Raw genomic sequence first — 16097 nt, 5'->3', positions numbered from 1 at the left:
GTCAGGACTTTCCGAGATAGCGGTCGAGTACATTCCTGGTGACGCGCTCGACCATCGCGTCCTGCCTTAGCAGGCCGGCGACCCATTCGCAGCTTCCGGCGTGGAACACCTCGCCCTTGCCGCGCCGGAAATTGACGATCATGCCGTTGCCGCGCTTGACCTTGTCGAGATTGGCGTCGCTCGCCTCGCCGAACAGCGTTTCGGCGGTGAAGCGTCCATCCTCGTTGCCGAGAAACTGGTGTTCGAACGCGATGTCGGCGCTCTCCTCGACTTGCGCAGCCATGCCGACCGCAAGGATTTCCAGCCCATCCGGCGCGCCGCTGTCGGGCGTCGGGTAGGGCAGGCCGCCGTGGATCTCGTGGTCGAGCCCGTCGACCTCGTAGCCATAGACATGGCTGTCGGCGCCGAGCAGGTCGCCGTAATAGATGCCTGTGCCGGCGAACGCCCAATGCTCAGGCCGGTAGACCGGAAAGCCGCGCACGCCGCGCGGTGCGCAACCGCCCCAGCCGGCGTAGATGCCCCTGGTCGCATTGAGCCCGAAGGTCGTCGCACCCGGCCGGCCGATTTCCGGTGCTTCCCAGGAGTTGGTGGCGCGGGTCACGTCGCCGCCGCGATAGGCCGGATCCTCGGCACGGGCGCGGTATTTGTAGCAGACCTGCCGGCGGCCCTCGTCCTCCAGCCTGGTCTGCCACATGAAATTGCCGGCGAAGCGCGCCGCATGGCCGCCGCGCTCGATGTAGGCGTCGACAGCGTCGCGCATCTCCCAGGTCCAGTATTCGTCATGCCCGACGAAGACGACGCAGTCATAGCCGTCGAGGATTTCGGGCGAGAAATGCAATTCGTGCTGGCTGGCAAGGTCGACCGCATAGCCGGCACGCTCGGCAAAACGAAAGAAGTGGCTGTCATAACTTGCCCAGCCCGACGAGGCGTATTTCTTCGAATGGCCGGTGGCGAAGGCCCATTCCATATGCGGATAGCGCGGCACGGTTTTGGGCGGCACGGCGACCTCGAGCGGCACGCGCGGCGCCTCCTTCGGCAGGACAACAAAGCCGCGGCACCATGGCCGCTGCGTCGACACCATTGGGGCATACTGGTCGCGGTTCGGGCCGGTGATGCCTTCGTAATGATTGGAGCCGCCCCAAGTGTTGTAGGCAAGCCAGGTGCCGGTGGCGGCGACCTGCAGCAAACGACCCCGTTTCTTGCCGGGCTGCGGGGTAACGATGAAAAGATGGTGGCAGCGGACCGGCTTGCCATCGCGGCCATCCGCCGTCAGCGTGACGCGATAGGCCCCGGACGGCCAGTCGTCGCCGACGCGGAATTCAAACGACGCGTCCCAGCGGCAGCCTAGGACCGAACATTGGTCGGGTGTATCCTGCCAGCGTGCCGCGAACCCGGCCTTCTCGAACATTTTCGTCTCGATGCCGCCGTCGCGGACGATCGCCATGCTGAAGCTGGAGGCCGTCGAGCTGACATGCAGCGTCACCGTCTCGCCCCGACGGTATGAGAAACGGTCGCTGTAGCACCAGATCTCGCCATGTTCGCCGTCCATGCCCGGCCATTCCCAGTAGTGGCCGCGCACCGCTTGCCGGCGCTGGTGGGGCGTCAGTCCGAAATCGGGGAATTCGGTCGGCAAGTCAGTCATGGCTACCGGCATGATCGAAGATGGCCATTTCGGCCATCTGCTCGGCAAGCGTCAATCGGAAACGATCGGGCCAGCGATAGCTGACAGCCGGCCTTGGCCTTGCCTGTCAAACCGACTATCTCTCAAAAGGCGGCCTTTTCCGCCGCGGGAGCCGACATGCTGAGAGTGCAAAAGGTCAGGGTGGACGACATCTACGTGCCGACCGCGCGCAGGAAGACGCTGCATCCCGAGACCGTTCGGCATCTGGCCGAGGACATCCTGGAAAACGGCATGAAGACGCCGATCCAGGTGCGCCACGACGGCAAGCGCCATATCCTGGTTGAAGGCCTGCACCGGCTGGAAGCGGCGAAGTGGCTCGGCGAGACCGATATCGACGCCTATCTGGTGCAAGCCAAGCGCCACTAAGCTCTCATTCGGCGTCCGCCGGAATCGGCCTGGCGAAGTTTTTCGCGAAACCGTGTCGGGCTGCGCGTTGCCCACTCGTCCTTGAGACGGAAACCGGCATTCAAGCAACCCTTTTGCAAGCAAGTGAGGAGACCATCATGACGACCAAGCTCGACATCGCCCCCAGCTCCGACCGTGAACTGGTTCTTGCCCGTATCATCGATGCGCCGCGCGAGAACGTCTATCGCTGCTGGACCGAGCCGAAGCTCGTGACGCAATGGTTCGCGCCAAAGCCCTGGACGACGCCGCGCGCCGAAATGGACGTGCGCACCGGCGGCTCAAGCCTGGTCGTCATGGCCGGACCCGACGGCAACGAATTCCCGAACCCCGGGGTCTTCCTCGAAGTCGTGCCGGGCAAGAAGATCGTTCTCACCGACGCCTACACAAAGGCCTGGGAGCCGTCCGAAAAGCCGTTCATGACGGTCGTGCTGACCTTTGAGGATGAGGGCGAGGGCAAGACCCGCTACATCGCCCGGGTTGCGCATTGGTCGGTCACTGACCGCGAAGAGCACGAGAAGATGGGCTTTCACGAGGGCTGGGGCCAGTGCGCCGACCAGCTCGAAGAAGTCGCCAAGCGGCTTTGATATCGGCGGGACGCAAGGAGACCGACATGTCCAGATCGATGTTTTTCGCCATTTTCGCCTCGGCCGCGGCGCTCTTCGCCGCGCCGGGCGCCAGCAATGCCGAGGACGTAAAGCCGTCCATGACCAGAGAAACGAAAGCCATGCCGAAGCCGGCGAAATCCGGCCTGCTGCCGATCAACGGCCTGAATTATTATTACGCCGTCTATGGCCGGGGCGAGCCGCTGCTTCTGCTGCATGGTGGTCTCGGCACCACAGATATGTTCGCGCCGATCCTGCCGAAGCTTGCCGAAAGCCGCACCGTCATCGGCGTCGACCTGCATGGTCACGGCCGCACCGCGCTCGGCGATCGGCCGTTGAGCCTTGAGGCGATGGGTGACGACATGGCGGCGATCGTCAAGGCGCTCGGCTACGACAAAGTCGACGTCATGGGTTACTCGCTGGGCGGCGGCGTCGCCTTCCGCATGGCCGTCCAGCATCCCGAGACAGTGCGCCGGCTGGTGCTGGTCTCGACCGGCTATGCCTCGGACGGCTTCTATGCCGACATGCGTACTCAGCAGGCGCAGGTCGGCGCGGCGATGGCCGACATGATGAAGGACACGCCGATGTACAAATCCTACGTGGCGGTCACGCCGCACCCGCAGGATTTTCCAAAACTGCTCGACCAGCTGGGCACCCATATGCGCAAGGACTACGACTACTCCGCCGACGTGGCGAAGCTGAAGATGCCGGTCATGCTGATATTTGGCGACAGCGACATGTACCGGCCCGAGCATGAGATCAAGTTCTATCAGATGCTCGGCGGCGGCCTGAAGGACGCCGGCTGGATGCGCGAGAACCTGTCGCAGAACCGCTTGGCCATCCTGCCGAACCGCACCCACTACGACGTGTTTTTCGCGCCGGAACTGGTGGCCGCCGCACTGCCCTTCCTCAATGGCGAGACCAACGTCAAGACCTGGGACGAGATCGTCAGAGAAACGCACTGACCGCCTGACAACTGCCTGCCGGCCGTCCTCCCGCGAGATGGCCGGCGACGCTCGTTGCGCATCGCGCCTGATCGTACATTCGGCCTGCCGCATCACGCCAACAGATGGCGCCATCAAAGCTTTTCAATTGACGCTCCTATCCCGGCAGCTACCTTCCTGCCAATCTTCAGAAAGACGGGCTAAGGCAATGGCGAAATATCAGGGTGGCTGCCTGTGCGGGGCAGTGCGCTACCGCACTGAGGCCGCGCCGATCAACGAGCGCGTCTGCCATTGCCGGCTTTGCCAGAAGGCGCTGGGCGCGGCCTTCAACGCCCGCGTGCTGTTCCGTATCGACGATGTGACCATTGACGGGCCGGTGGCGACGGTGAATTCCTCGCCCGATCTCAAGCGCGGCTTCTGCCCGGGCTGCGGCACGACGATGTTTTCCCGGCGCGACTCCGCCGGCATCATCGGCATCACCTCCGGCTCGCTCGACGATCCTTCCATGTTCAAACCGCAGATGCATATCTGGACCGCCTCGAAGCAGCCCTGGGTGCAACTCGACGACGAACTGCCGCAATATGAAGGCGCCCCCCCGCCCAACTGAGGCGCAGGGCGTGCCCAAATTTTTTTCGTCCGGGACACGAGATAGTCGGCAAAGCGTCATTGGCGAGCCATCATTGCCGCCTATCTATTGCCTGCGGGTCGGCAGTCGAAGGAGGCGACGGATGAATGACAGAATTAACACCCTGGATGAGCTTTTGAGCGATCCGATGGTCAAGCTGGTGATGGAGCGTGACCGCGTGCAGCCGGCCGAGCTTCGCTCGCTGCTTGAAGAAAAGGTTCGCCGGGATGACGATGCGTCTGTCAATCCCGTCACCGATCGCCCAAACTCCGATCGCCTTGGCACCGACCGCTCCGTCCCGCCCGCTCATATGGTAGCCGAGAGCTGCCACAAGCTATGGTTGTGCGGCTAAGCAGCGGCCTGCAGGCGTCGGCGATCCTTCGCGCGCCTTCGGTCCTGCGGCGTTTCCAGGCTCTCACCGCTACGGTGATAGAGCGAGCGCCTTGCCCAGCCCCTCTGCCCTAACAATTTGATTCAAACTTTGTTGGTAATTTCTTGTTAGTAATCCGGACTGGTTTGTCCGGCGGCGTTGTCTTGCCCTCGGTCTGTTGTGTTCTGCGTACAGGTCCAGATGCGGTTATCAGGCGTCGTCATCTTCTCGATCGCGTCACTTTGCCTTGCCGGCTGCACGTCCACGTCCGGCGTCGACGCGCTGCAAGTGCCGTCCAGCGAGACGACCAGTTCGGTTGTGCGGCCGCCCGCGCCGGTGGCGTCGGTCGGCGCTGCCGATGTCGAACCCGACTTCGCGCCGGAGGAGGCGACGGAGCAGACTGTGGCGATGGCCACTCCGGAGCCTGCCGAAAGCATCGAGCCACCCCTCGAGCCGATTGCCCTGGTGGCGCCGAAGCGGCTGGCACGGGCAGCACCGATCCTTGCCGAGCCGGTCCAGCGCTATCGGTTCCGTGACGCCAAGCCGATCAATTTCGGCAGGGCATCGCCCAGACACCTCGCCGTTCACGGCGTCGACGTCTCGCGCTGGCAAGGCAACGTGAACTGGGCGAAGCTGCGCGCGCAGGGCGCGAACTTCGCCTACATCAAGGCGACCGACGGCGGCGATCACCTCGACCCGATGTTCAGGAAGAACTGGCGCAATGCCGACGCCGCCGGCCTCAAGCGCGGCGCCTATCACTTCTTCTACTGGTGCCGCACCGCTGGTGAGCAGGCTGACTGGTTCATCCGCAACGTGCCGAGGGTCGAGGGCGCCTTGCCGCCGGTGATCGATGTCGAGTGGAACGGCGAATCCAGCTGCAAGCGGCGGCCGTCGCGGCAAAAGGTGCTGGAGAAGATGCAGGTCTTCATGGACAAGCTCGAGCGCCACTACGGCCAGCGGCCCATCATCTACACCGCGCCTGATTTCTACCGCGACAATCTCAGAGGCGCATTTCTGGACTATCCATTCTGGCTGCGCGCGGTGGCACAGCACCCGGCAAAGGTCTATCCCGGCCGCAAATGGGTGTTCTGGCAGTATTCCGGCTCCGGCCTGTCGCATGGGGTGAGGGGCCGCATCGACCTCAACGTCTTCCACGGCGACGAGAGAGCCTGGCGGAACTGGGCTGGCGGGCGGCAGATGGTGGCCGAGGCGGAGTAGGCGGCCGACGAAAGCGCCCATTTGCAGACCAGCATGAGGTGAATATCGACGGACCTGACCGCCTGTCGCGGAAGTGTCATCGATCCGTCATCGCTTTGAAATGTCGTTCCCCCAATCAGGTGGCTTCCATTCGAACAGGAGACGCCACCCGTGCCCCGCCATTCCGCGCTTTTCGTCCTGACGGCAGCGCTTGCTGCCTCGTTTTCGCTGCCGGCCCATGCCGACATGATGTTCAACCGGGTCGCGAGCTTCGCAGTCGCCGGAAACCTCCCGGCGGATGTCGAGAACACCACGCCGACTTCGTCCGAGATCATCACGGCGAGCGAAGACGGCATGACGCTGGTTTATTCCGATAGCCCGCTCGGTGCGGTCGGCTTCATCGACATCGCCGATCCCAAGGCGCCCAAGGCCGGCGGTATCGTCAAGATCGACGGCGAGCCGACCTCGGTTGTGGTCATCGGCGGCAAGGTGCTGGCCGGCGTCAACACGTCGGAAAGCAAAGCCAGGCCTTCGGGCAACCTCAGAGTTATCGATCTTGCCTCCAAGGCGATCGAAAGCACCTGCGACCTCGGCGGCCAGCCGGACTCGCTGGCGTTCAGCAAGGACGGCAAGTTTTTGGCCATCGCCATCGAGAACGAGCGCGACGAGGATCTGAACGACGGAGAAATTCCGCAGATGCCGGCCGGCGACCTTAAGATATTCACGCTTGCCGAAGGCCAGCCTGATTGCGCGACGTTGAAGACCGTCAACCTGGCGGGCATTGCCGAAGTCGCTGGGGAAGATCCCGAGCCGGAATTCGTCGCCTTCAACGAGGCCGGCGAGATAGCAGTCACGCTGCAGGAAAACAACCACATCGCCATCGTCAACGCCGAAACCGGCGCGATCGTCACGCACTTTTCCGCAGGCTCCGCCACTCTGGACAAGATCGACACCAGGAAGAACGGTGCCTTGTCGTTTGATGGCAAGATCGAAAACGTCGCGCGCGAGCCCGACGCCGTGAAATGGCTCGACAATGACCGCTTCGTCGTTGCCAACGAAGGCGACTACAAGGGCGGCTCGCGCGGCTTCACGATCTTCAGCAAGGAGGGCGAGGTCCTCTACGAATCCGGTTCGTCCTTCGAGTACCAGGTCGCCAAAGCCGGCCATTATCCCGACGACCGCAACAAGAAGGGCGTCGAGCCGGAAGGTCTTGAGACCGGCACGTTCGGCGAGGACAGGCTGCTTTTCGTCGCTTCGGAGCGTGGCTCCGTTGTCGGCGTCTACAAGGACACGGGTGCGGAGCCAGGGTTTGTCCAGATCCTGCCGTCCGGCATCGGCCCCGAAGGCCTGGTCGCGATCCCGTCGCGCAATCTCCTGGTCACCGCCAACGAGGCAGACCTGGTCGAGGACGGGCTCGCCCGCTCGCACGTGATGATCTACGAGCGCTCCGAAGGCCCCGCCACTTACCCGATGATCACGGCAAAGCCCATGGCAGACGGCACGCCGCTCGGCTGGGGCGCGCTTTCGGCGCTCGCGGCCAGCGACGCTGCCGGCAAGCTGTTCGCTGCCTCGGACTCTTTCTACGCCAACGCGCCCTCGATCTTCGAGATCGATGCCACCCAGACGCCGGCGCTGATCACCGGCAAGACCATCGTCACGCGTGATGGCCATCCTGCACAGAAGCTCGACATCGAGGGTCTTGTCGCCGACGGTGAAGGCGGCTTCTGGCTGGCCAATGAAGGCGATCCGGCAAAGCTCGTCCCGCACGCCATCCTGCGCGTCGACGACAAGGGCGAGATCAAGCAGGAAATCGGCTTCCCGATGGAACTGCTCGCCCACCAGAGCCGCTTCGGTCTCGAAGGCATCACCGCGGTCGGCGAAGGCGACGACCTGACGCTGGTGATGGCCGTCCAGCGCGAATGGGCCGACGACCCCAAGGGCCAGGTCAAGCTCTTGGCCTACAAGCCCAAGGCCAAGGAATGGTCGGCGGTGCGCTACCCGCTCGAAGCGACCGAAGCTGGCTGGATGGGCCTGTCGGAGATCACCACGCATGACGGCAAGCTCTACATCCTCGAACGCGACAACCAGATCGGCGATCTGGCCAAGGTGAAGCGCATCTATTCGGTGGCGCTCGACGCCTTCAAACCTGCCAAGCTTGGTGGCGACCTGCCGCTGGTCGAAAAGACGCTGGTGCGCGACATCGTCGGCGACCTGAAATCAGCCACCAACGGCTATGTCATCGACAAGGTCGAAGGTTTCACCATCGACAAGAACGGCGATATCTTCGTCGCCACCGACAATGACGGCGTCGATGATTCTTCCGGCGAAACGCTGTTCTTACGCCTGGGCAACATCAGCGCCGTGAACTGAGGGTGTTTCCCTCCCCCTTGAGGGGAGGGTCGATCCGCGAAGCGGATCGGGGTGGGGTCGTTTCGGCCGCGCGACGTCTTCCCTGACGGGACATCGACAGCCGCAGAATCTTCGCTGCGGCTGTTTTCGTTGACGACATGCGCGGCGGGTTGACGTCTATGCTGACCGCTTCGTGTCTTATGGCATTCTACGATCCCGGTGCGCCGGATACCTTCAAATGGATGCCGACGTCGTTGAGCGCGCCCACATGGATGCAATCAAGACAGGACAGGCCATCGCCGGGAACGACGCGTGGGTCGACATCTGGACGGCCATGCTTGAAGAGGCGAAGGCTGAAATCAATACGAAAGGGCCGTTGCTGGTGTGCATCAAGACGGAGGCTCATTTGAGAAGTCAAGGGCAGCCGAATGGCATCCACGGTCCGAGCTACGCCTGCTCAAAAGCTACCACGCCATCAGAACTGGCAATGTGCGACGACGAAAGCATCTGGGCGAAAGATCGAGCAATGAACTCGATATACTTCTGGATTCGCGACAACGTCGAGCCGGAACTCCGAAAGCGCATCCTGGGTGTCCAACGGATCTGGCTTACAGACCGCAACGACTGCGGAGCCAACAAAGAGTGCCTGAACTCGGTTTACGACCAAAGGCTTCAGGAACTGAAAACAATAGTCATTCAGTGAATTCGATAACGAATACGGAAACCATGAGACGCAACAAATTCGCCTCGGCGGCGGCAATCGCCCTGGCCCTTGTTTCCCCTCGTCCGTATCGGCGGGCGACGCGAGTCTTGGGTTCACTGTCCACCCCTCTGTTGGGGAGTGGTCGATTACAATGATGCGCAGCTAGAGAGACGCAAACACGTACCCCGCCGGTGCATTCCACAGAATGTGCTATAGTTCTTGTCGTTCCACCGTCGATGAGAGGGCAGATGAGCGGACCAAGCGACCTCAATCTCTGGCATCGCATTGAAGGCTACAATTTCGATCAACCCGACATCAATCTGCCCTTCTCGGCCAGGCTTGCCCGAGAAAACGGCTGGCCGCCGGAGTTTGCGCTGCGTGTCGTCGAAGAATACAAAAAATTCGTCTACCTGATGTGCGTCTCTGACGAGATGCTGACCCCTTCGCAGGAAGTCGATGAAGCCTGGCACCTGCACCTCGTGTATACCCGTAGCTACTGGGACAATTTCTGCCGTCGTGTGCTGGGCAGGGATATCCATCACGAACCGACCGAAGGCGGTGCTGCTGAAAACTCCAAATTCCACGATTGCTACAGGCGAACGAAGGAACGGTATCAGGAAGAATTCGGCACCATGCCGCCGTCCGACATCTGGCCGGGCGAGCAGATTCGCTTCGGCGACGCCGAGCGACACACGGTCGTCGAGACTTCGCGGTTGCCATATGTCACGAAAAGCCAACTCGGCACCGCTGCCTTCTATGCCTTCTTCGTTTTGTGGGCAGGATGGAGTCTCGATTGGAATTCGTCCGCGTGGATGTTGATTGTCGGAATGGCGGCATTCGTGGCCCTTACGCGCCTGCTTCCGGTCGGGCGGCCGCAAAGAAACAGACAGAACGCCAATGGCGGAGGCTGCGGCGGCGGCGGTGGATGCGGTGATGGCGGCGGGTGTGGCGGCGGCGGTGAATAAGCAGTTCCGGGCAGGAATGTCTCCTGCCCCGGGGCCATTCTTCCGGACTTCTACCGACATTCCAGCGCAATGCGCCTTGCGACAGAGTGACTTTAGTCGCCCCAGTTTTATGCGTCTACATATTCGGCCAGGCTGACAGCATTGGGTACATCCAGCCCATCGGCACGCAAGCCTTCGATATGAAAGCGTATTGCATCGCGAATTTCGGTTTCCACCTCAGACACCGTCGCGCCGGTCGCGATGCAGCCGGGTAGATCCGGCACGTAAGCGGAAAAATTATTCCCGGCTTCTTCGATCACCACCGCGTAACGCATGTCATCACTCCTTTAAACCGGACTGCTTGAGGATGCTGTTCAGTGTTCCCGCTGCAACCTCTAGAGACGGCTTGCCGGCCAGAACGCGCCGCTACCGGCCGAAGTAAAGTAGATTCGACCTGCTTTTGCTTAGTGGAAAAGCTTGTCCTGAAGAATGGACGCGAATTGCTTTCCTTTTCCATTCTCTATGGGATCGGCCAGCGGGGACACAGTAGCAAGGAAATTATTCCTATCGTTTAAACTTGCCCAATTTACAAGCTCAACGCCTTGATGAGCCGCCGCGTCCAGCGATGGGCGAGCAAGTTTTTCTAGCGCTGCGGAGGCCGAATAAATCAAGCGCGCTTTCGTCGATTTCTCTCCGAACCGCATTTTTGCCCGCTCAATCACCAGTGCCGAGATAGCGATCTCTGAAACAGCCTTCCGAAATGATGTTTCGTCCCCAGAGGCATCCACGGTTTCGAAGACGTGAAATGCGCCATTTCGCAAAACAAGATCGGCGACAAGGCCTTCGTCGAGTTCATAGCCGGCAACAATTCGATGGGAATCAAGGCCCTCTTCTTTGCGAGCGAGGATTCTTTGGTCCTTCAGAACTCTCTTCACTTGAGTGTATAGCTTTGTACGCTTTTCCCTCACCTTCCGTGGAGCGGGTTCAGGTTCAACCAACCGCTCAAGAATAGTCGAAATCCGGTTCTCATAGGCCTGTTGGGAGTCGGCTACAAATTGTCCGGCCTTAACGACCGAGAGCGGTCCCAGCCGCGAAAGACGGTCAAATCTACCTTCTTCAGTGATCGGGCCTTCGCGCCTTGCGCGATCATCGATGTCTCGAAAGCTGGAAAAGAGATCGAGTAATACCTGTTTGTCGAGCGCAGCCGACAATACCCGTGCCCGATCCAAGCTGCGTGTCACACGAACGTCTAAACTATCGCTCCGCAAAATGACGACGCCGAGGTTCAACCGTTCCCCTCGGCCGTCGTTGGGTTCAAGCCGCACAATGGCGAACTTATATGAGTGAGGCATCAGATAAGCCTTTGCGAAGCGCCTCTAAGCGCCGTTGCCTCTCGCCGTTCTCCCACCAATGAGTAAACTCCAGTCTTGCCGCTTGCTCAAGCCACGAATCCGGCATCGATGAGAATGCGGCTGATATCTTCTCTGACCCTATTTCGGCAAGCCGATCGATCATTGCGTTCGCGGCGGCCAAATCGAATCCGTGCCTTTGTACTATTTTTCTAAAAGTGGTTCTCGTCTGTTGGGTTGGTGCCGGAAAAGTATCGAGCCGACCGTGCCAGAAAAGAGAGCGACCAAAATCAATGGCATAGAAGCGCCGGGTGCCACGATCTTCTACCGAAATGTAGTTTTCATCGTGGCGGTCGACGTTGTTCGTAAACATGTCAAACGCGTACAGGGCGCTCAAGAGTGCCTGCAGACCAGGGAAGGGAGATGCTCCGAGCCCAATCGTTGCAGAAGTCAAAATCTGAGATGTTTTCGCTGTGTCGGCTATTCCGGCAATGATTCGGGACCCGAAGCATAATTGTCCATCGGACAATTGTATCACTTTCGGTGTCGCGCAGGGCATATTGAGTTCCTCAGCCAAACGTGTTCCGACCCACTCGGACGCGCGAATTGCTTTACCACCACGCTCGTCTGTCTTGACCAAATAGAGGTGCGAATCCGACGCTTCTACTCGCCCCCATGCATCTGCGGTGCCAGTCGTATCCTGCATCTCGATCAGGGTAGTCAGGGGAAACAATTCGACCTGTCTCTCTGCCGGCATGAATGGCAGGAGACCAGGTCGGATTACTGCAACGGAGGCAGATTTACTGGGTGAGCCTCGGGACATTTGATCCTCGGAATGGGTGGCCCAAACCACCAAGCTTGGGCCGGTCAGCTATGTACGCCATGGAATCCCCCTCCTTGAAATAATCGGATTGCCGACGCTCAGCTGCACCCGCTCGTCGAGCCGCAGGTGTCGCACTTCTCGCAGGTGCCGTTCCGCACCATCGTAAAATTGTGGCATTCGGAGCATTCGTTGCCGGTGTAGCCCTGCATCAGGGATTGCTGACGCCTTGTAGCGGCAAGCGCCTTGGCCTCGGCCGCTTCTTTCGCGGCCTCGTCGGTGAACAGCCCAGTCGGGTCGGTTGCCTCCTCGTAGACGATGTCCTCGACCAGTTCCTTCGCCCGCTCCTCGTAGTCGCGCTTATAGGCGATCGCTTCGTCGCTGGCCGGCTTCAGCGCCAGCACGTTGGAGCCCGAGAACGCGGTCGGCACCGAGCGAGTGGGGGCGGGAGAGGGACTTGAACCGCCGAAGCCCTTGGGGTCGGCACCCATGCCCGACACCAGCTTGACCGGGGAGACGCCGCGGGTCAGCCCCTTCGAGAACGGCGTCGCCTTGCCTTCGTTGATGCCGCGGCCGAGTGCGGTCTTGTCGAAGTCCGACTGGTCGACATGGGCGAGGTCGTGGCGGGCAAGATAGGACACGGCAAGCTCGCGGAACACGTAGTCGAGGATCGACGTGGCGTTCTTGATCGCGTCGTTGCCCTGCACCATGCCGGCCGGCTCGAATTTGGTGAAGGTGAAGGCTTCGACATATTCCTCGAGCGGCACGCCATATTGCAGGCCGAGCGAGATGGCGATGGCGAAGTTGTTCATCATCGCCCGGAAGGCCGCACCTTCCTTGTGCATGTCGATGAAGATCTCGCCGAGGCGACCGTCGTCGAATTCGCCTGTGCGCAGATAGACCTTGTGGCCGCCGACGACCGCTTTCTGGGTATAGCCCTTGCGGCGGTTCGGCAGCTTTTCGCGGTCGCGATAGAGGCGTTCGACGACGCGTTCGACGATCTTTTCGGTCACCTGCACGGCGCGCTGTGAAGCAGGTGCGGCGATCAGCTGCTCGACGGCATCGTCCTCGTCGTCTTCGACGTCGGCAAGCAGCGAGGCGTTGAGCGGCTGCGAGAGTTTCGAGCCGTCGCGATAGAGCGCGTTGGCCTTCAGCGCCAGCTTCCACGACAGCATGTAGGCGCCCTTGGCGTCTTCCACCGTCGCGTCGTTCGGCATGTTGATGGTCTTGGAAATGGCGCCGGAGATGAAGGGCTGGGCTGCCGCCATCATCTGGATGTGGCTGTTGATCGACAGTGAACGCTTACCGATCTTGCCGCACGGGCTGGCGCAGTCGAACACCGGCAGATGCTGGTCTTTCAGAAATGGTGCTCCCTCGAGGGTCATCGCCCCGCAGACATGGATGTTGGCGGCCTCGATGTCCTTCTTCGAGAAGCCGAGCGCCGGCAGCATCTCGAACGAGAAATCGTTGAGCTGCTCGTCGGTGAAGCCAAACGTCTCCTTCACCCAATCGGCACCCAGCGTCCACTGGTTGAAGACGAACTTGATGTCGAAGGCCGACTTCAACGCCGCATTGAGCGCTGCGATCTTGTCGTCGGTAAAACCCTTTGCCCTAAGCGAGCCTGGGTTGATGGCAGGCGCCTGGTTCAGATTGCCGTGGCCGACCGCATAGGCCTCGATCTCGGCGATCTGGCTTTCCGAATAGCCGAGCGTGCGCAGCGCTTCAGGGACGGCGCGGTTGATGATCTTGAAATAGCCGCCGCCGGCCAGCTTCTTGAATTTGACCAGCGCGAAGTCGGGCTCGATACCGGTGGTGTCGCAATCCATGACCAGGCCGATCGTGCCGGTCGGCGCGATCACGGTCGCCTGCGCATTGCGGTAGCCATGCTCCTCGCCGAGCTCGATGGCGCGGTCCCAGGCAGCCTTGGCATGGGCGGCAAGCTCCGGCTGCTTCAGGTCGGAGGCGACCAGCGGCACCGGGTTGACGGCGAGTTTCTCGTAGCCGTCCTTGTGGCCATAGGCGGCTCGGCGATGGTTGCGCATGACACGCAGCATGTTCTGGGCATTGCGGTCGTAATCGGGGAAGGCGCCGAGCTCGGCGGCCATTTCGGCCGAGGTGGCATAGGCGGTGCCGGTCATGATGGCGGTGAGTGCTGCGCAGATGGCGCGGCCCTCGTCGGAATCATAGGGAATGCCCGAGGTCATCAGCAGGCCGCCAATATTGGCGTAGCCGAGGCCGAGCGTGCGGTATTCGTAGGAGAGCTTGGCGATCTCCTTCGACGGGAACTGCGCCATCATGACGGAAATTTCCAGCACCATGGTCCACAGCCGAACCGTGTGCTCGTAGGCAGCGATGTCGATGGTGCCGTCGGCGTTGCGATAGGGCAGCAGGTTGATCGAGGCCAGGTTGCAGGCGGTGTCGTCGAGGAACATGTATTCCGAGCACGGGTTGGACGCCCGGATCGCACCGGCCGCGGCGCAGGTGTGCCAGTCGTTCATCGTCGTGTTGAAGTGCAGGCCCGGGTCGGCCGACGCCCAGGCGGCATAGCCGATCTTCTCCCACAGATCCCTGGCCTTCAGCGTCTTCATCACCTTGCCGTCCTTGCGGGCGGTGAGATGCCAGTCGCCGTCCTGCTCTACGGCGCGCAGGAAATCGTCCTTCAGCGAGACCGAATTGTTGGAGTTCTGGCCCGAAACCGTGAGGTAGGCGTCCGAATCCCAGTCGGTGTCGTAGGTCTTGAACGACATCGAGGTGTAGCCCTGCCTGGCGAACTGGATGACGCGGTAGATGTAGTTCTCCGGCACCCCGTCCTTCTTGGCCAGCTTGATCTCACGCTTCAGCGCGGTGTTGATGGCCGGGTCGAAGCAATCGTCGTCCTGGCCTTCGCAGTTGATGCAGGCCTTCATGATCGCTTCGAGGTGCTTCTTGACGATCTTCGAGCCGGTGACCAGCGAAGCCACCTTCTGCTCCTCATTGACCTTCCAGTCGATGAACTCCTCGATATCGGGATGGTCGGCGTCGACGATGACCATCTTTGCGGCGCGGCGCGTCGTGCCGCCCGACTTGATAGCGCCCGCCGCGCGGTCGCCGATCTTGAGGAAGCTCATCAGGCCGGACGAGCGGCCGCCGCCGGACAGTTTTTCGCCTTCGCCGCGCAGGAACGAGAAGTTGGAGCCGGTGCCGGAGCCGTATTTGAACAGGCGCGCTTCACGCACCCACAAATCCATGATGCCGCCTTCGTTGACGAGATCGTCCTGCACGCCCTGGATGAAGCAGGCATGCGGCTGCGGATGCTCGTAGGAAGACTTCGACTTGGTCAGCTTGCCGGTGAACGGGTCGACATAGAAGTGGCCCTGGCTCGGGCCGTCGATGCCATAGGCCCAGTGCAGGCCGGTGTTGAACCATTGCGGCGAGTTCGGCGCAACGCGCTGGGTGGCCAGCATATAGGCAAGCTCGTCGCGGAAGGCGCGCGCGTCTTCCTCCGATTTGAAGTAGCCGCCCTTCCAGCCCCAATAGGTCCAGGTGCCGGCGAGCCGGTCGAAGACCTGGCGGGCGTCGATCTCGGAGCCGTAGCGCTCGGCCTCCGGCAGTTTTGCCAGTTCGGCCTCGTCGGCGACGGAGCGCCACAGGAAGGAGGGGACGTCATTCTCCTCGACCTTCTTCAGCCGTGCCGGCACACCGGCCTTGCGGAAATATTTCTGCGCCAGGATGTCGGCGGCAACCTGGCTGAACTGCGCCGGCACATCGATGTTGTCCAAGCGGAACACCACCGAGCCATCCGGATTCTTGATCTCCGAAAGCGCCTTGCGGAATTCGATCTCCGCATAAGCCGCCCCTTCTTGACCTGCTAGCCCTTGCTTGGTGAAACGACGCTCGATGCGCATTGGTCCTATCCCTTTGTGTCTAGATATAGCGCCTTTCCCAGGGGATTTCTGCCCCCATTGCGAAACGCGCATGTCCGCCGTCTGCCGGCGTTCGAAAACGGCCGGCTCCTTTTCACGAGGCTCCGCCCGCCCTGCTGGTCGAACTCCTTGCGAAGTAGTCGTCCAACGCGCCGACGGACCCTGCGGGTCCCTCAAGACTGAAACTTTTTTGCGACTCCCTCAAT

14 protein-coding genes are annotated in these 16097 nt (G+C 61.3%); 9 read left to right on the top strand and 5 right to left on the bottom strand.

The annotated features are described in order from the left end of the window. Position 1 precedes the first annotated feature (1 nt). Positions 2-1642 (bottom strand): N,N-dimethylformamidase beta subunit family domain-containing protein, encoded by a 1641-nt coding sequence (locus AC0L3O_RS05580; RefSeq protein ID WP_473615057.1) that lies wholly within the window; start codon positions 1640-1642, stop codon positions 2-4. A gap of 156 nt (positions 1643-1798) precedes the next feature. On the opposite strand from AC0L3O_RS05580, the gene AC0L3O_RS05575 reads away from it, so the two are divergent. From AC0L3O_RS05575 to AC0L3O_RS05535, 9 genes are all read left to right on the top strand, one after another. Continuing rightward, entirely contained in the window at positions 1799-2047 is a 249-nt protein-coding gene (locus AC0L3O_RS05575; protein ID WP_027154214.1) for a ParB N-terminal domain-containing protein, read from the top strand. A gap of 137 nt (positions 2048-2184) precedes the next feature. Beyond that, the gene (locus tag AC0L3O_RS05570; RefSeq protein WP_236378199.1) at positions 2185-2670 is read left to right on the top strand and encodes an SRPBCC family protein; all 486 of its coding nucleotides are present in this window, start codon (positions 2185-2187) and stop codon (positions 2668-2670) included. Positions 2671-2696: 26 nt separating this feature from the next. Beyond that, positions 2697-3653 (top strand): alpha/beta fold hydrolase, encoded by a 957-nt coding sequence (locus tag AC0L3O_RS05565; protein ID WP_473615055.1) that lies wholly within the window; start codon positions 2697-2699, stop codon positions 3651-3653. A 187-nt stretch (positions 3654-3840) separates the two neighbouring features. Then, a complete protein-coding gene (locus tag AC0L3O_RS05560; protein WP_128168487.1) occupies positions 3841-4239 on the top strand; it encodes a GFA family protein in 399 nt (132 codons plus the stop codon). A gap of 121 nt (positions 4240-4360) precedes the next feature. Continuing rightward, on the top strand, positions 4361-4609 hold the full coding sequence (locus tag AC0L3O_RS05555) for a hypothetical protein (protein ID WP_128173211.1): 249 nt from the start codon (positions 4361-4363) through the stop codon (positions 4607-4609). 219 nt (positions 4610-4828) lie between these two features. Next, positions 4829-5845, top strand: a complete 1017-nt coding sequence (locus AC0L3O_RS05550) for a glycoside hydrolase family 25 protein (RefSeq protein ID WP_473615054.1) — start codon at positions 4829-4831, stop codon at positions 5843-5845. A gap of 150 nt (positions 5846-5995) precedes the next feature. Beyond that, positions 5996-8194 carry an esterase-like activity of phytase family protein gene (locus AC0L3O_RS05545; RefSeq protein WP_473615053.1) on the top strand — a complete coding sequence of 733 codons (2199 nt, stop codon included), beginning with the start codon at positions 5996-5998 and terminating at the stop codon, positions 8192-8194. Between the two features lie 217 nt (positions 8195-8411). Further along, positions 8412-8876 carry a lysozyme inhibitor LprI family protein gene (locus AC0L3O_RS05540; RefSeq protein ID WP_473615051.1) on the top strand — a complete coding sequence of 155 codons (465 nt, stop codon included), beginning with the start codon at positions 8412-8414 and terminating at the stop codon, positions 8874-8876. 248 nt (positions 8877-9124) lie between these two features. Then, positions 9125-9841 carry a glycine-rich domain-containing protein gene (locus tag AC0L3O_RS05535; protein ID WP_473615050.1) on the top strand — a complete coding sequence of 239 codons (717 nt, stop codon included), beginning with the start codon at positions 9125-9127 and terminating at the stop codon, positions 9839-9841. 107 nt (positions 9842-9948) lie between these two features. On the opposite strand, the gene AC0L3O_RS05530 is transcribed toward AC0L3O_RS05535, so the two are convergent. From AC0L3O_RS05530 to AC0L3O_RS05515, 4 genes are all read right to left on the bottom strand, one after another. Then, entirely contained in the window at positions 9949-10155 is a 207-nt protein-coding gene (locus tag AC0L3O_RS05530) for a type II toxin-antitoxin system HicB family antitoxin (protein WP_473615049.1), read from the bottom strand. A 129-nt stretch (positions 10156-10284) separates the two neighbouring features. Continuing rightward, positions 10285-11172, bottom strand: a complete 888-nt coding sequence (locus tag AC0L3O_RS05525) for a DUF3037 domain-containing protein (RefSeq protein WP_473615047.1) — start codon at positions 11170-11172, stop codon at positions 10285-10287. Then, entirely contained in the window at positions 11156-11926 is a 771-nt protein-coding gene (locus tag AC0L3O_RS05520) for a HipA family kinase (RefSeq protein ID WP_473615046.1), read from the bottom strand. The genes AC0L3O_RS05525 and AC0L3O_RS05520 overlap by 17 nt, the downstream gene beginning before the upstream one ends. 164 nt (positions 11927-12090) lie before the next feature. Continuing rightward, positions 12091-15873 carry a vitamin B12-dependent ribonucleotide reductase gene (locus tag AC0L3O_RS05515; RefSeq protein ID WP_473615045.1) on the bottom strand — a complete coding sequence of 1261 codons (3783 nt, stop codon included), beginning with the start codon at positions 15871-15873 and terminating at the stop codon, positions 12091-12093. Positions 15874-16097: the final 224 nt, after the last annotated feature.

This window comes from Mesorhizobium sp. WSM4810 (genome assembly GCF_055811235.1).
This window is presented reverse-complemented; position numbering and strand designations above follow the sequence as displayed.

Coding starts and splice junctions, on each gene's coding strand:
- AC0L3O_RS05570 (WP_236378199.1), top strand. CDS start 2,185: ATGACGACCAAGCTCGACATCGCCCCCAGCTCCGACCGTGAACTGGTT.
- AC0L3O_RS05550 (WP_473615054.1), top strand. CDS start 4,829: ATGCGGTTATCAGGCGTCGTCATCTTCTCGATCGCGTCACTTTGCCTT.
- AC0L3O_RS05525 (WP_473615047.1), bottom strand. CDS start 11,172: ATGCCTCACTCATATAAGTTCGCCATTGTGCGGCTTGAACCCAACGAC.
- AC0L3O_RS05540 (WP_473615051.1), top strand. CDS start 8,412: ATGGATGCCGACGTCGTTGAGCGCGCCCACATGGATGCAATCAAGACA.
- AC0L3O_RS05535 (WP_473615050.1), top strand. CDS start 9,125: ATGAGCGGACCAAGCGACCTCAATCTCTGGCATCGCATTGAAGGCTAC.
- AC0L3O_RS05520 (WP_473615046.1), bottom strand. CDS start 11,926: ATGCCGGCAGAGAGACAGGTCGAATTGTTTCCCCTGACTACCCTGATC.
- AC0L3O_RS05575 (WP_027154214.1), top strand. CDS start 1,799: ATGCTGAGAGTGCAAAAGGTCAGGGTGGACGACATCTACGTGCCGACC.
- AC0L3O_RS05560 (WP_128168487.1), top strand. CDS start 3,841: ATGGCGAAATATCAGGGTGGCTGCCTGTGCGGGGCAGTGCGCTACCGC.
- AC0L3O_RS05565 (WP_473615055.1), top strand. CDS start 2,697: ATGTCCAGATCGATGTTTTTCGCCATTTTCGCCTCGGCCGCGGCGCTC.
- AC0L3O_RS05515 (WP_473615045.1), bottom strand. CDS start 15,873: ATGCGCATCGAGCGTCGTTTCACCAAGCAAGGGCTAGCAGGTCAAGAA.
- AC0L3O_RS05580 (WP_473615057.1), bottom strand. CDS start 1,642: ATGACTGACTTGCCGACCGAATTCCCCGATTTCGGACTGACGCCCCAC.
- AC0L3O_RS05530 (WP_473615049.1), bottom strand. CDS start 10,155: ATGCGTTACGCGGTGGTGATCGAAGAAGCCGGGAATAATTTTTCCGCT.
- AC0L3O_RS05555 (WP_128173211.1), top strand. CDS start 4,361: ATGAATGACAGAATTAACACCCTGGATGAGCTTTTGAGCGATCCGATG.